This is a genomic window from Catellatospora sp. NPDC049111, assembly GCF_040648615.1.
Taxonomy (GTDB): Bacteria; Actinomycetota; Actinomycetes; order Mycobacteriales; family Micromonosporaceae; genus Catellatospora; species Catellatospora aurea.
Genome location: NZ_JBEZEB010000006.1, coordinates 37,709 through 51,746, shown reverse-complemented (window position 1 = coordinate 51,746; position 14,038 = coordinate 37,709). Strand labels below are relative to the sequence as shown.

11 protein-coding genes are annotated in these 14,038 nt (G+C 71.3%); 3 read left to right on the top strand and 8 right to left on the bottom strand.

Features of this window, described 5'->3' with window-relative positions; all coding sequences use genetic code 11:
• Positions 1–37: 37 nt before the first annotated feature.
• On the bottom strand, positions 38–850 hold the full coding sequence (locus tag AB0B66_RS11040) for a hypothetical protein (protein WP_360526477.1): 813 nt from the start codon (positions 848–850) through the stop codon (positions 38–40).
• A gap of 143 nt (positions 851–993) precedes the next feature.
• Between AB0B66_RS11040 and AB0B66_RS11035 the strand changes: the two genes are divergently transcribed.
• Positions 994–4,704, top strand: coding sequence for a family 78 glycoside hydrolase catalytic domain (locus tag AB0B66_RS11035; RefSeq protein WP_360526474.1), 3,711 nt, complete (start codon positions 994–996; stop codon positions 4,702–4,704).
• Positions 4,705–4,921: 217 nt separating this feature from the next.
• Complete coding sequence (trpD, locus tag AB0B66_RS11030) at positions 4,922–5,944, top strand: anthranilate phosphoribosyltransferase (protein WP_360526471.1); 1,023 nt, start codon at positions 4,922–4,924, stop codon at positions 5,942–5,944.
• 14 nt (positions 5,945–5,958) lie between these two features.
• On the opposite strand, the gene AB0B66_RS11025 is transcribed toward trpD, so the two are convergent.
• From AB0B66_RS11025 to AB0B66_RS11005, 5 genes are all read right to left on the bottom strand, one after another.
• Positions 5,959–6,378, bottom strand: a complete 420-nt coding sequence (locus AB0B66_RS11025; RefSeq protein ID WP_360526468.1) for a hypothetical protein — start codon at positions 6,376–6,378, stop codon at positions 5,959–5,961.
• Between the two features lie 55 nt (positions 6,379–6,433).
• Complete coding sequence (locus AB0B66_RS11020; protein ID WP_360526465.1) at positions 6,434–7,003, bottom strand: hypothetical protein; 570 nt, start codon at positions 7,001–7,003, stop codon at positions 6,434–6,436.
• 169 nt (positions 7,004–7,172) lie between these two features.
• Complete coding sequence (locus AB0B66_RS11015; RefSeq protein WP_360526462.1) at positions 7,173–7,439, bottom strand: DUF2283 domain-containing protein; 267 nt, start codon at positions 7,437–7,439, stop codon at positions 7,173–7,175.
• Between the two features lie 49 nt (positions 7,440–7,488).
• Positions 7,489–8,040, bottom strand: coding sequence for a signal peptidase II (locus AB0B66_RS11010; protein ID WP_360526459.1), 552 nt, complete (start codon positions 8,038–8,040; stop codon positions 7,489–7,491).
• A gap of 79 nt (positions 8,041–8,119) precedes the next feature.
• The gene (locus AB0B66_RS11005) at positions 8,120–9,124 is read right to left on the bottom strand and encodes a hypothetical protein (protein ID WP_360526456.1); all 1,005 of its coding nucleotides are present in this window, start codon (positions 9,122–9,124) and stop codon (positions 8,120–8,122) included.
• 147 nt (positions 9,125–9,271) lie between these two features.
• Here AB0B66_RS11005 and AB0B66_RS11000 point away from each other — a divergent pair, with 147 nt between their 5' ends.
• Complete coding sequence (locus AB0B66_RS11000) at positions 9,272–9,544, top strand: GlsB/YeaQ/YmgE family stress response membrane protein (RefSeq protein ID WP_360526453.1); 273 nt, start codon at positions 9,272–9,274, stop codon at positions 9,542–9,544.
• A 9-nt stretch (positions 9,545–9,553) separates the two neighbouring features.
• Here the strand turns inward: AB0B66_RS11000 and AB0B66_RS10995 are convergent, their stop codons facing one another.
• Together AB0B66_RS10995 and AB0B66_RS10990 are read right to left on the bottom strand one after the other, a co-directional pair.
• Positions 9,554–11,545, bottom strand: a complete 1,992-nt coding sequence (locus AB0B66_RS10995) for a sulfatase (protein ID WP_360526450.1) — start codon at positions 11,543–11,545, stop codon at positions 9,554–9,556.
• A gap of 153 nt (positions 11,546–11,698) precedes the next feature.
• Complete coding sequence (locus AB0B66_RS10990) at positions 11,699–13,927, bottom strand: glycoside hydrolase family 3 C-terminal domain-containing protein (RefSeq protein ID WP_360526447.1); 2,229 nt, start codon at positions 13,925–13,927, stop codon at positions 11,699–11,701.
• Positions 13,928–14,038: the final 111 nt, after the last annotated feature.

Genomic DNA, 14,038 nt, shown 5'->3' with positions numbered 1-14,038 from the left:
GGGAGCGGGCACAGGGCCAGCTGGAGTCACCAGACGCCTATGCGGGAAAGCGTCCGGCACGCAGCTCGGGTATCCGGGCGACCTGATCCGGCAACGCCAGGCTCGCGTCGACGGACAGCAGTGACAGCAGCCGGAGCGGCCGTCCGGTCTGGGCGGCCGCCTGCATCTTGTGGTGGCCGTCGAGCAGGAAGTGCGTCAGCGCCCAGTGGGTGGCGTGCTCGCCGGTGATGTTGTCGGCGGGCGCGCAGATGTCGAGGATCGACACCGCGACCGCGGTCATCGTGCTCCGGTCGGCGAGCGTCTCGGCGTGGGCGGCGACCCGGGCGGGCTCGTTCCAGGACGGCGGCACCATCGGCACGACGAACTCGAACAGGTGCGCGCCGTCGTCGACCCTGGTGTCGAAGGTGCGGTAGTAGGGCGTGCGCGGGTTCTCCGGCAGGTCCCAGAAAGCGTTCAGGCCCCAGACGGCGACCTGCTCCTCGGTGAAGTAGTCGCCCGGCTGCGAGGGGCGGACCAGTCGGGGTTCGACAGTCAGCAGCAGGGGCAGATATTCCCCGCGTGGCAGCAGTTCGCTGAACCGGGTCACCACGTCCTGGTCGATGTCGGGCAGGCCGTCGATGAGCCGGTGCTCGACGTCGGCGATGGAGCACGTCTCGTTCGCGCCCTCCATGCGTTCGAACAGGAACGCGCAGGTGCCGCACCAGAAGCTCAGCTCGTAGGCGGGCTTGTCGCCCAGCCACAGGAACCGGCGGCCGCGCCAGGCGCCGTCGGGTCTGGCGTCCTCGCCGAAACGCAGCCGCGGCGCGGACTCGGCGCCGAGCGACTGAACCGGTCCAGCCGAGATCAACATAGGTGCAGGCTAGCTGACCTTGGCTGGTATGTCGCAGGCGTTACCGCGAGATATTGACAGCGTTAATTGAGCGCCCTAGGGTCTGGGCACCGGCCGTGCAATGAAACGTTTTAATCGACGCGATCTTCTCATAAGGAGACGCCATGCACCGTCCCGATCCCGCACCCAGCCCCCGAGGACGCGTGGCAGCCGTCCTCGCCGTCCTGCTCACCGCCACCGCCGTCCTGTCCGCCGTACCCGCTGCCGCGGCCACCCCGGTCAGCGTCAGCGGCGCGCACTGGATCTGGTATCCCGAAGGCGACCCGCGCACCACCGCGCCCGCCGCCCACCGCTACTTCCGCAAGACCTTCACCGCGCCCTCCGGCACGGTCACCGACGCGCAGCTCGTCGTCACCGGCGACGACACCGTCGACGTGTGGCTCAACGGCAAACCCCTCGCAGGGTCGCCCCGGGCCGTCGACTCCTGGAAGAACGCCCTCTACATCGACCTGGCCCCCGCCCTGGTCAGCGGGACCAACACCCTGGCGATCGCCGCTCAGAACACCGCGTCCGGCCCGGCGGGCCTGCTCGGCCGGGTGCAGGTGACCACGGCGGGCGGCACCACCGACCTGATCACCGACGGCGGCTGGAAGGCGTCGCAGAGCCCGGCGACGGGCTGGGAGCAGCCCGGCTTCAACGACAGCGGCTGGCCCGCCGCCACCGACCTGGGCGCCTACGGCGTCGCCCCGTGGAACAGTTCCGTTGTCGCACCGGCAGGTTCCGGTACGTCGCCGTTCGCGGTGGGGGAGGCGACCGTCGAGCGGCGCGTCAACCCGCTGGGCGTCGACGCGGCCGTGCCCCGGTTCGGCTGGAAGCTGACCTCCGGCACCGGGCAGCAGTTCCAGGCCGCGTACCAGGTGATCGTGGCCAGCAGCAGCGCCAACGCGGGCAGCGGCACCGGCGACGTGTGGGACAGCGGCCGGGTCGTCGGCCGCCAAGCCGTCGACGTCGCCTACGCCGGTCCCGCGCTGACCTCGCTGCGCCGCTACTACTGGCGGGTGCGGGTCTGGGACACCCACGGCCGCGTCAGCGCGTACAGCACCACCCAGTTCTTCGAGACCGGCCTGCGCAACCCCGCCGCCGAGTGGCAGGCCTCCTACATCGGCCAGCCCGCCGTCACCGACGGCCTGAGCGGCGCCAGCTGGATCTGGTATCCCGAAGGCGACCCGATCGCCGGACTCCCGCCGATGACCCGTTACTTCCGCCGCACCGTCAGCCTGTCGACCGCGCCCACCCAGGCGAGCCTGGTCGTCACCGGCGACGACACCGCCGACGTGTGGGTCAACGGCACGCAGGTCAGCAGCTCGCCCCGGGTCGTCGACTCGTGGAAGCAGGCCACCGTCGTCGACCTGGCCGGGCGGCTGACCGCCGGGAACAACGTCATCGCGGTCGCCGCGCAGAACACCACTCAGTCGCCGACCGGCGTCATCGCCAAGCTCACCATCGGCGGCGGCACCACCGTCACCACCGACGCGAGCTGGAAGGCGTTCCAGTCCGGCCCGACGGGCTGGCAGCAGGTGGGCTTCAACGACAGCGGCTGGGCCGCGGCGCGGGCGCTCACCGCGTACGGCAGCGGCCCGTGGGGGTCCAACGTGGTCGTACGTCGCGCCGCACCGCTGCTGCGCAAGGGTTTCACCATCAGCAAGGTGGTCGCCTCGGCCCGCCTGCTGACCACCGCGCTCGGCCTGCACGAGACCCGGCTCAACGGGGCCAAGGTCGGCGCGGACGCGCTCGCGCCCGGCTGGACCGACTACAACAAGCGCCTGCAGTACAAGGTGTACGACGTCACCGGCCAGCTGCGGCAGGGCACCAACGCCCTCGGCGCGTGGCTGGGCAGCGGCTGGTACTCCGGCAGCCTCGGCATGGCCGGCTCGCAGCGCTACGGCACCCAGCCGTGGTACTCCGCCCAACTGCACATCACCTACACCGACGGCACCAGCGCGGTGATCCGCACCGACAACACGTGGAAGGTGACCACCGGCCCGATCCGCGCCGAGGACCTGTACGCCGGTGAGGAGTACGACAACCGGCTCACCGTCGACGGCTGGGACGGCCCCGACTACAACGACGCCTCCTGGGCCACCGCCGCGGCCCGCACCGGCACCGCGCCGCGCCTGGTGTCGCAGGTGGACAACGGCGTCACCGTGCAGAGCGAGCTGCGCCCCAGCTCGCTCAACCAGCCCAAGCCCGGCGTATGGGTGTTCGACCTCGGCCAGAACTTCACCGGCTGGAACCGCCTACGGGTCACCGGCGCGGCCGGGACCGTCGTCACGATGCGCCACGCCGAGGTGCTCAACGCCGACGGCACCATCTACACCGACAACCTGCGCGCCGCGGGCCTGGCCACCGACCGGTACACCCTGGCCGGCACCGGCTCCCAGGAGGTCTGGACCCCGCGGTTCACCGTGCACGGCTACCGCTACGTCGAGGTGACCGGCTTCCCCGGCACCCCGAACCTGGACACCGTCACCGGCCTGGCCGCCTGGACCAGCGCGTCCCAGCCCGGCACGCTGACCACCTCCAACACCTTGATCAACCAGCTCCAGCAGGCGATCATCTGGGGGCAGCGCTCCAACATGCTGTCCATCCCGACCGACTGCCCCAACCGCGACGAGCGGCTCGGCTGGACCGGCGACATCGCCTCGTTCGCGGCCACGTCCACGTTCAACATCGACATGCAGGCGTTCCTGGACAAGTTCGCCGACGACCTGACCGACGCCCAGCACGCCGACGGCGCGTTCACCGACACCGCACCCGACGCCTGCTGCGGCGCGGGCACGGCCGGCTGGGGCGACGCGGGCGTGATCGTGCCGTACACCCTCTGGCAGCGCTACGGCGACCTCCACGTCGTCAACCAGCACTTCGACGCCATGGCCCGCTGGGTCGACTACCTGCGGTCCACCTCCGGCGCGGACCTGATCCGCAACACCGGCGGCTACGGCGACTGGCTCAACGTCAACGACGACACCGCCCGGGACCTGATCGCCACGGCGTTCTTCTCCTGGTCGGCGCGCCTGGTGTCACGGATGGCCGCGGCGACCGGCCGCACCGCGCAGGCGAGCAGCTACGGCACGCTCGCCGACCAGGTCGCCACGGCGTTCACCAACCGCTGGGTCGCCGCCGACGGCACCGTCGCCGGCAACACCCAGACCGGGTACGTGCTGGCGCTCGCGTTCGGGCTGCTGCCCGCCAACCGGGTCGCCGGGGCGGTCAACAAGCTCGTCGCCGAGGTCGCGGCAGCGGGCGGGCACCTGACCGTCGGCTTCCTCGGCGTCGAGAACCTGCTCCCGGTGCTCGCCGACAACGGGCGGGCCGACATCGCGTACCAGATCCTGCTGCAGCCCGGCTATCCCGGCTGGGGCTACATGCTCAGCAAGGGGGCCACCACGATCTGGGAGCGCTGGGACGGCATCCAGACCAACGGCGCGTTCCAGACCCCGTCGATGAACTCCTTCAACCACTACGGCCTCGGCTCGGTCGGGGACTTCCTCTACCGGCAGGTCGGCGGCCTGTCCGCGGCCAGCCCGGGGTACCAGACACAGCTCGTCGCGCCGCGTCCCGGCGGCGGGCTGACCTCGGCGAAGTCGGCCATGCAGACGCCCTACGGGCAGGCGGTCAGCGACTGGTCGGTGTCCGGCGGCGTGCTCACGCTGCGGGTCACCGTCCCGGCGGGCACCTCGGCGACCGTACGGGTCCCGGCGGCCTCGGCGGCCGCGGTCACCGCCCCGGCGCAGGCCGTGCCGTTCGGCTACGGCCAGGGCGCGGCGTCGTACCACCTGCCCTCGGGCAGCTACGTGTTCACCGCCCCGGCGTGACCCCACGTCGCTGAACCAGGGACCGCCCCGGCCCGTCCGGGGCGGTCCCTGTCCGTTGATACGTGCTACCGTTCGCGCATGATCTCGCGTCGACAGGGCTGGTGGCCCGCCACTTAGGCGGTCACCCCCTGCACGCGTACACCGCGGCCGCCTCCGGACGAGGCGGCCGTCGTCGTTGACAGGCCTCGACCGGTCGCCCGACCTTCGAGGACTGACGATGACCTGGACCACGATCCTCTCCACGCTGCTCGCCCGGCGCGACCTCACCGCCGCCGAATCCGCGTGGGCGATGACGCAGATCGTGCGCGGCGAGACCACCCCGGTGCAGCTCGCCGCGTACCTGGTCGCGCTGCGCGCCAAGGGCGAGACGGCCGTGGAGGTCGCCGGTGCGGCGGACGCGCTGCTGGCCCACGCCGCGCCCGTCGACTTTCCCGGCCCGGCCGTCGACATCGTCGGCACGGGCGGGGACGGCACCGGGGCCGTGAACATCTCCACCATGGCGGCGATCGTCGTCGCGGCGACCGGGCTCACCGTGGCCAAACACGGCGGGCGGGCCGCCTCGTCGACCTCGGCCGGTTCCGGTGACGTCATCGAACGACTCGGCATCCCGCTCGACCTGCCGCCCGCGCGGGTCGCGAAGGTCGCCGAGCAGGCCGGGATCGCCTACCTGTTCGCCCCGGCCTTCCATGCCGGGATGCGGCACGCCGGGCCGGTACGCCGCGAACTGGGCGTGCCGACGATCTTCAACGTGCTCGCGCCGCTGATCAACCCGGCCCGGCCCGCGTACGCGCTGGTCGGGGTGGCCGACCCGAGGTTCGTGTCGGTGCTCGCGTACGTGCTGGCCGGGCGCGGCTGCCGGGCGCTGGTCGTACGTGGCGACGACGGCCTCGACAAGTTGTCCACGAGCACCACCTCGCAGGTCGTGGAGGTGCGCGACGGGCAGGTCCGGCACGCGGTGCTCGACCCGCAGCGGTTCGGCATCGCCCGGTCCGCGCCCGGGGCCTTGCGCGGCGGGGACGCCGCCGCCAACGCCGCGGTCGTGCATGCACTGCTCGCGGGGGAGCGCGGCCCGGTGCGCGATGCGGTCCTGCTCAACGCGGCCGCGGCCTGCGCGACGGCCGACGGGGAGGGCGATCTGGAGGAGCGGATCGCGGCCGCGCTGGTCCGCTGCGCCGCCGCGATCGACACCGGAGCGGCCGAGGCGACCCTGCACCGCTGGATAGCCGCCTCCAGCTGCTGATTCCCGCAACGGGTCTATCGGTCTCGTTCATCCAGGACGCGCTCCCATTCGCCGATCAAGCCGATCGTCAGCGCCTCGTCCAGGTGACCGTCTTCGACGGTGCCGATCTCTTCCCCTGCGAAGTCAACCGCAAACGAGACATGATGCTCGCCGGAGAATCGACCGATCTCGCCGAGAAGGTCCTTGACCTCGTGCAGGTGGGCTCGGTCGATCACGGGGTCCATCTCCTCGCCCCACGGTGGCCGCGCGGTGTGGATCGACAGCACGAACCCCGCCGGGCCACCTGATTCGTTCAGCAGTTCAGGTGGTCCGAGGATCCAATGTCGACGGCGGGCCAACTGCTGAGACAACACGCGCATTGCGTCGGCGACCGGGCCGGACGTCCGCCCTTCCACCATGGCGCTGAGCCGGTCGATCGGGTGATCGTCTCGCATATGGCCCTCCCGCGACAGTTCGCCGACCGGCCTCGTACCGGTCGCTCCGGTTCGCTCAGCGAGGGGTCAAGTCCAGGTCCCATGTACCACGGATATAGCAGTAGAACTGGGGCGGCTCGTCGGCTGGACGTGCGGCCGACCAGGCGGCGGTGATCTCGGCCCATACGGGTTCGGCCGGATCGAGGTTGTGGCCGAGTATCTGGTGGGCGAGGTCGTTGCCGTTCTTGGCCGCCGACACCAGGACTTCGTAGGCCGCCAGGTCGGCGCCGCGGTCATGTAGCACGGACGCCAGATTCGTCGCGGCGGCCGGATCGCCGTCGGCGACCGCTCGGCGGAACATCGCCTCCGCCCGCTGATCCTGCCCGGCGTCGGCCAGGACGTTGCCGTACGCGTTGGCTGCTCCAGGCACGTCGTCGATCGCCTGCGAGAGCAACTCCTCGACTTCCTCGATGACGTCCTGCCGATCGCGGCCGCTCTCGTGCCACAGGAACTCGGCCAGCCGCACCAGCGCTGGTCGATGCCCGGCCGCTATCGCGTCGCGAAGAAGCCGCTCGGCCTCTTCCTCATGACCGCCCTGCAAGGCGAGGTCGTCAGCCCGATCGAACCACACCTGCGCGTCGGTCACGGCAGCCACGATATGCGACCCTGCACCGCCGCGCAGACCAACATTCCGCCCGGCTGCGCATCAGCAAACCCTGAACCGGCGTCCATCACGGCCTGCCTTCGGCATACAACTGGATCTAGATGATTTTTGGTCGTCCAGGTGACAACAAATCATCTAGATCCAGGGCACGTCATGGGGTTTCCCGTACTTGATCTTTGCTGTTGTCCATGATCGCTTGCAGGAAAGCAGGGGGTAGGTGTCTGCGGGCATCGAGGATCTCCAAGCCGAGGATGCGGCCCTCGGCGTCGGCATCCAGGTTGAACATGCCGTCCGCGGGGTCGAATGGAATCATCTGCTTCGCTGCCCCGGATGCGATGGGGTGATCGAGGTAGATGTACGCCGCATCGGCTTCGCTGTCGTAGGAGCAGACCAGTGGGATTCGCGCCTTGATGTACATGGCCGTCAGGCTGGCATGGAATGGGCGTCGCCGCGGCCCGGCCGACGGCTCACTGCGTCGAGGCGGCCTGATCGGGTGCGGTGTCGGGCTCGGCCATCGGGATGTTGCGCAGGCTGAGCACCAGGATCAGCGCCACGCCCCCGACCAGCGCGATGTCGGCGACGTTGCCGACGAACGGGCCGTAGTCGATGAAGTCCACGACGTGGCCGCGCATGAAACCGGGCTCGCGGAACAGCCGGTCCAGCAGGTGGGTGAATGCCCCGCCGAGCATCATGCCGAGCCCGATCGCCCACGCCCGCGACTGCACCTTGCGGGAGACCCAGGTGATCGCCACGACGGCCGCGGCCGCGATCAGCGTCAGCACCCAGGTGTACTCGGTGCCGATGGAGAAGGCGGCGCCCGGGTTGTAGGTGAGCCGCAGCTGCAGCAGGTCGCCGATGACGTCGATCGGCGCGCGGCCGGTCAGCTCCGCCACCGCCCACCACTTGGTCAGCTGATCCACCACCACCAGCACGGCGGCCAACACGAGCACCAGCACGAACAGCCGCGAGCCGCGGCGCTCCGCCGCCGGGACGGTGGAAGCAGATTGCCCTGTTGCCATCACGATCTCTCCGTACACCGTTGACCGACTCGCCGGCTGGCAACCTTAACCTACGCGCGAGTCGCCCTGGCAGTAGTGATCACAGGGCGGGCACCGCACCGGTCCGGACGTGCTCATGGACTGCCTCCCGGAGCAGGTCGAGGAAGCCGACCAGGTGCGGGGCAATGATGTCGGCCCGCAGGTCAGCGCTGCGATAGACCCCGTCGAGCACCTCACCGGGCGGGAGGCGGTGGACGGCGGTGCCGGTGAGGTTCAGCGCGTACAGGGTGCCGCCGCCGTCGCTGCCGAACACCACCACCCGTTCGCGGCGACCGTTCCCGTCGGCCATCCACTGCACGCCCTCGGCCAGGGCATGCGCCACGATGAGGTCCGGCGGATGGAGGAAGAGGCCATTGCCCACGTCGGGCAGGCTCACCTCGCGTACCCGGCGGCACCAGTTCAGCAGTTCCGAGGGCATGACGTGGCGGAGGTCACCCGCCGTCATCGCGACCAGTTCGGCCTGACCGGCGGCCGCGCCGAGGGTGTGCTCCCCGCACGGGTAGCCGCGTTCCTGCTCGAATGTCGCGGTGAACGTGGCGAGGTCGGCCGACACGTCCCGTGTCCACTGGTCGGCGTACGCGGGGGTCACGTACCGCTGCGGAGTCGCTCCCGGGATGCGCCCGGCGAGCTCGGTCAGGGCTCGCTCGGCGGTGGCTCTGACGTCGGCTCGCGGGTCGTCGCGGTGGCTCCGGATGATCTCTTCGGCCGCGGGGTCATGCGTGCGGGCCAGGATGTCGAGAACGTCCTCCAGCACCGCGGGCCCGTCCGCCGCCAGGGCGGCCAAACCCCGGACCCGCTCCAGCGGCGGCCGGTAGCAGGCTGTGGCCTCGCCGATCGCGTACCGGGCTGCCGCGGCGTCCGCGCCGGGGTGGTGCGCCACGGCGACCTCGGCGAGCCTGCCGATGGCGTGTTCCGCCTGCTCCTGGTGCAGCTCGCCGGAGCGTAGCAGGTCCGCCAGGTGTTCGGCGGCGGCCTCCCTGGTGCGCCGGTCGGGCTCGGAGAGGCGTGCCAGCAGCGGGGCGAGGTCGGTCGGTAGCCAGGTCACCGGGGGAGCTTAGGGCAACCCCGCCGCGTGCGGTGATCATCCGCTGAGCCGCAGGCTTGCTGATTCGTGCATAACATCTCAAATCAGTACGAGACACTGTAATCGCGGTGTCTCGCGCATCGGGGCGGCCGCCTGCCGACGTGAAGGGTGCGTTACGTGCTGATTCTTGCGATCTTGGTATGGGGATTCCTGGTCGGCTGGCTGGCATGGGTGATCGTGCGCGGGGGCGGTTTCCGCGAGGTCCGCTGGCCGCAAGCCGTGGCCGCCGGCCTCATCGGCTCCTTCGTCGGCGGCCTGGGCATCAGCCTGCTGAGCGGCGACGGCCTGGCCCTGCGGCCGTCCGGTCTGATCGGCTCGGTTATCGGGGCCGTGATCGTGCTGCTCATCTGGGGCGCGATCCAGCGCCGCCGGGCGCGCTGAGCAGCCCGGTCAGCGGCGGCGTACGGCGAAGCGCTCGATCGTGAGCGTGCCCCCGTCCACGCGGACACCGAAGCCGTAGCGGTACGTCGCGCGCACGGCGGGGTCGTCCAGCCGGATGTGCCGGCCGACGTCGGCGGTGAACAGGTACTGCCACACGCCGTCGTTGCCGATCGCGTACGCGGTCAGCTCGTCGCGGTGCAGGACGCAGGCCAGTCGGGCGTTCGGGCCCGGATAGTTGATCTTGTTGTCGAGTTGGGTGACGCGGTTGGCGGTCAGCACCCCGCCGACGCGTACGTCCCAGCCCGCCCGTTTGAGTTTGTGGTTGTACCAGACCAGGGCGTAGTTCGAGGCGTCCTTGACGAGCCCCGCGAACAGACTGTCCTGGCCGGGCGCGGCGGAGTTGGCGTATGAGCGCTGGCTCACGATGGCGGCGACGTTCGTGTGCGTGGCGGCCACGTCGGATCGCAGCAGCGCGAACGCGGCCGCTCCACCGGCCGCGACGGTCAGCACCCCACCGCCCGCCTGAACCGTGCCCGCCCGGGACTCCGGTGCGGGCGCGAGCACCGTGAACGGGCTCAGACCGCCGTCGAACTCGTGCTCGGTCACCACCGTGGGCAGGTTCGTGGGGGAGGGCTCGGGCGGGAATAAGTCGACATCGCGCAGGTGCGCGTCCAGCGCAGCCCGCAGTTCCTGGGTCTTCGTCGGCAGAGTCGCGGCCAGGTTCGTGGTTTCGCCCGGGTCGGCCGCCAGGTCGAACAGTTCTGTGCGGCCGTCGTGCAGGTAGCGCAGCAGTTTGTGGTCGCCGCGGCGGACCGAGGCGGTCGGTGCGCCCGGGTTGTGCCAGTGCGGGTACACCCAGAACAGCGTGTCGCGCTGCGGGGCAGCGCCGCCGGTGAGCAGCCCGGCGAAGCTGACCCCGTCGAACCGGACCGCCGCCGGGCGGGCTGTGCCGGTCGTGTCGAGCAGCGTCGGCATGAAGTCCACGGTGCTGAACGGGGTGTCGACGACGCGCCCGGCCGGTCCGGCGGGGTGGTAGGCGATCATCGGCACGCGTACGCCGCCCTCGTACAGCGTGGCCTTGGCGCCGCGCAGCGGGGTGCTGGTCGCGACGCCGCCGTCGCCGCCGTTGTCGGACAGCAGCAGGATCACGGTGTTGCCGGCGATGCCGAGCCGATCCAGGGTCGCCCGGATCGCGCCCACGCCGTCGTCGACGACCTCCAGCATCGCGGCCAGCACGGGGTTGCGGCCCTTGTCGCCCGCGCCCGGTTTGGCGGCGTACTTGCCGACCAGGGCCTGCGGGGCCGCCAGGGCGGTGTGCGTGGCGTAGTGGGCCAGGTGCAGGTAGAACGGGGTGCCCTGCTGGTGGGCGGCGGTGATGAAGTCGACCGCCTCCAGGTTGAGCCGGTCGGTGAGGTATTCGTTCGGCTTGCGCTGCGGTAGGTCGGGCAGCATGAAGTACGGGTGGAAGCAGTCGCCGTCGGCGATGTACTTCTGCTCCGAGGCGATGACGTCGGTGAAGCCGTGCGACCAGGGGTTGCCGGGGCGGTCGCGGACCGGGCCGCTGTACGTCTCGGACAGGTGCCACTTGCCGATGAGGCAGGTGCGGTAGCCGGCGTCGCGCAACGTCGCGGGCAGGGTCGGGAACGTGGGCGGCAGGAAGTCGTCGCCGGACGGGCCGAGGAACTCGGTGATGCGCACCCGGGCCGGATACTGCCCGGTCATGATGCTGGCGCGGGTCGGCGAGCACACCGGCGCGGCCGCGTAGCCCGCGGTGAAACGGGTGCCGTCGGCGGCGAGCCGGTCCATGTGCGGCGTCTCGTTGAACGTGTTGCCGTAGCAGCCCAGTTCCCGGCGGGCGAGGTCGTCGATGAGCACGACGATGACGTTCGGCGGGGTCGCGGCCCGGGCGGGGTCCGCGCCGGCGGCGAAGGCGGCGGCACCGAGCCCGGCCGCGCCCAGCCCGCGCAGCACGGCGCGCCGGTCGATCGTCGCGTCGGACATGTTCCCGCCCCCGTATCCGCGGCCGTTCGGCGCCGCCGCGCACGTGACGCTATAGCCGGGGTATTCCTCCGTCAATGAGCGAAAAATTGAAATATGTTAGGTGAATGTGAACGGCGCGGACGGACCGCACGACCGGTCCGCCCGCGCTCGCGGTCACGGATTGGCCGCGGTGACCAGTTGCGCGATCACTTCGAGGGTCAGCGGGCTGCCCGGGAACGCCGCCATCCGGCTCAACGGCACCCCGGCCATCAGGGTGAACATCTGCGGGTCGGCGGCCATGCCGATCAGGCCACCGCCGCCCTGGGCGGCCGCCGCGGCGAACGCCTGCGCGAGCACCTGCCCGCCCAGCGGGTCGGACAGCCATTCGCCGAGCGTCGACTCGGCCGTCAGCGGCACCCGGGTGTCGTCGCCGTCGACCTTCACGGTGACGGAGCACCGCAGGTCACGTGACGACGCGCCGACGGCGAGCAGGTAGTCGCCGCCCTCTACGGCCCAGCGGCGCAGGCTCGGATCCCAGTACGCGAGGTCGTCGCGGTCGATCCGGACCACCACGTCGGCCGTCTCCCCGGCCGCGATCGCGACCGAGGTGAAGCCCTTCAGCTCGCGCACCGCGCGCCGGACCCGGGAACCCGGCAGGCTCGCGTACACCTGCACGACCTCGCGCCCGTCCCGGCCGCCGGTGTTGGTCACCGGGACACGCACCTCGATCCCGCCGTCGTCGGCCGTCGCGGTGGCATCGCCGTACGAGAAACTGGTGTAGGACAGGCCGAAGCCGAACGGGTAGGCGACCTCCTGCTCGCGGGCGTCGAAGCCGCGGTAGCCGACGTGGATGCCCTCGCCGTAGCGCACGTGGCTCGCCTCGCCGGGAAAGTCCAGGTGGGACGGGTGGTGTGCGAGCTTGAGCGGGATCGTCTCGGTGAGCCGCCCGGACGGGTTGACGATGCCGAACAGCACGTCCGCGATCGCCCCGCCGCCGGCCTGGCCGAGCAGCCAGCCCTCGACGAGCGCGGGCACGTCGCGGTCCCACGGGCTGGTGAGCACGACCGCGCCGTGCGACAGCACCACGATGGTGTTCGGGTTGACCGCGGCGACCCGGGCGACGAGCGCGAGCTGCGCGGCGGGCAGTTCCAGGCTGTCCCGGTCGGCGCCCTCGGTCTCCTGGGCGGTGCCGATGAACACCACGGCCGCGTCGGCGTGCCGGGCGGTGTCCACGGCCTCGGCGGTCAGCCGCTCGCCGCCGCCGTCGGCGGTGTAGCCGGCGGCGAAGCGCACCGGCCCGTCGAACAGCGCGGTGATCGCGGTCAGCGCGTCGTCGAGCCGGGTCGGGTTCATCTGCGAGCTGCCGCCGCCCTGGAAGCGCGGGGTGCGGGCGTGCTCGCCGATGACGGCGATCGTGATGTCCTGGCGGGGCAGCGGCAGCAGGTCGCCGTCGTTCTTGAGCAGCACGATGCCGCGTCCGGCGGCCTCGCGGGCCAGCGCGTGGTGGGCGTCGGCGTCGTAGCTCGCGGCCGGGTCCAGGGCCGCGACCGAGCGCTCGACCAGGGCGCGCATCCGCGCGGCGGAGGTGTCCAGGGCCGCCGGGTCGAGCGTGCCGTCGGCGACGGCCCGCACCAGCGCCTCGTCCCCGGCGCGGTCGGGGCCGGGCATGGTCAGGTCGAGTCCGGCGCGTACGGCGGCGACCCGGTCGACGACCGCGCCCCAGTCGGACACGACCAGTCCTTCGAAGCCCCACTCGTCGCGCAGCACCGTGGTGAGCAGCCACGGGTCCTGCGACGCGTGCACGCCGTTGATCCGGTTGTAGGAGCACATCACGGTCCAGGGCTGGGCCTGCTGCACGACCCGCTGGAAGGCGCGCAGGTACATCTCGCGCAGGGTGCGCTCGTCGACGTCGGCGCTGACCCGCATCCGGTCGGTCTCCTGGCTGTTGACCGCGAAGTGCTTGAGCGACGCGCCGACGCCGCGGCTCTGCAGGCCGCGTACCCACTCGGTGGCGAGCACTCCGGTGAGCAGCGGATCTTCCGCGTAGTACTCGAAGTTGCGGCCGCCGAGCGGGCTGCGCTTGAGATTGATGCCGGGGCCGAGCAGCACCGACACGCCCATGGCGCGGGCCTCCTCGCCGAGTGCCTCGCCGACCCGGCGGACCAGGTCCGGGTCCCAGGTCGAGCCCAGGGCCACGGCGGGCGGGAAGCAGGTCGCGGGTTCGCTGGCCAGCAGCCCGGGCTGGCTCGCGTCGGCGATCTGCTTGCGTACGCCGTGCGGCCCGTCGGTCAGTATGATCTTCGGCAGGTCGGCGACGGCGCTGCTGTGCCAGAAGTCGCCGCCGCTGGTGAGCGCGGCCTGCTCGGCGGTGGTGAGCCGGGATGATCCCGCGTCGGTGGTCAAGTGGTTCCTCCCTGGGGTGGACTCCGGCGAACGTTACCTAGCACCTAGTAGGTAGTAACTTGGCTGTAACGTAGAGCCTGTGCCGCGCCGCGGCAAGGGGCTCAGCGAAAG

Bases quoted from the DNA above. Each gene is read 5' to 3' on its own strand.
- AB0B66_RS11025 (WP_360526468.1), bottom strand. From the start codon at position 6,378: ATGCGAGACGATCACCCGATCGACCGGCTCAGCGCCATGGTGGAAGGG.
- AB0B66_RS11040 (WP_360526477.1), bottom strand. From the start codon at position 850: ATGTTGATCTCGGCTGGACCGGTTCAGTCGCTCGGCGCCGAGTCCGCG.
- AB0B66_RS11015 (WP_360526462.1), bottom strand. From the start codon at position 7,439: ATGTACATCAAGGCGCGAATCCCACTGGTCTGCTCCTACGACAGCGAA.
- AB0B66_RS11010 (WP_360526459.1), bottom strand. From the start codon at position 8,040: ATGGCAACAGGGCAATCTGCTTCCACCGTCCCGGCGGCGGAGCGCCGC.
- trpD (WP_360526471.1), top strand. From the start codon at position 4,922: ATGACCTGGACCACGATCCTCTCCACGCTGCTCGCCCGGCGCGACCTC.
- AB0B66_RS10995 (WP_360526450.1), bottom strand. From the start codon at position 11,545: ATGTCCGACGCGACGATCGACCGGCGCGCCGTGCTGCGCGGGCTGGGC.
- AB0B66_RS11035 (WP_360526474.1), top strand. From the start codon at position 994: ATGCACCGTCCCGATCCCGCACCCAGCCCCCGAGGACGCGTGGCAGCC.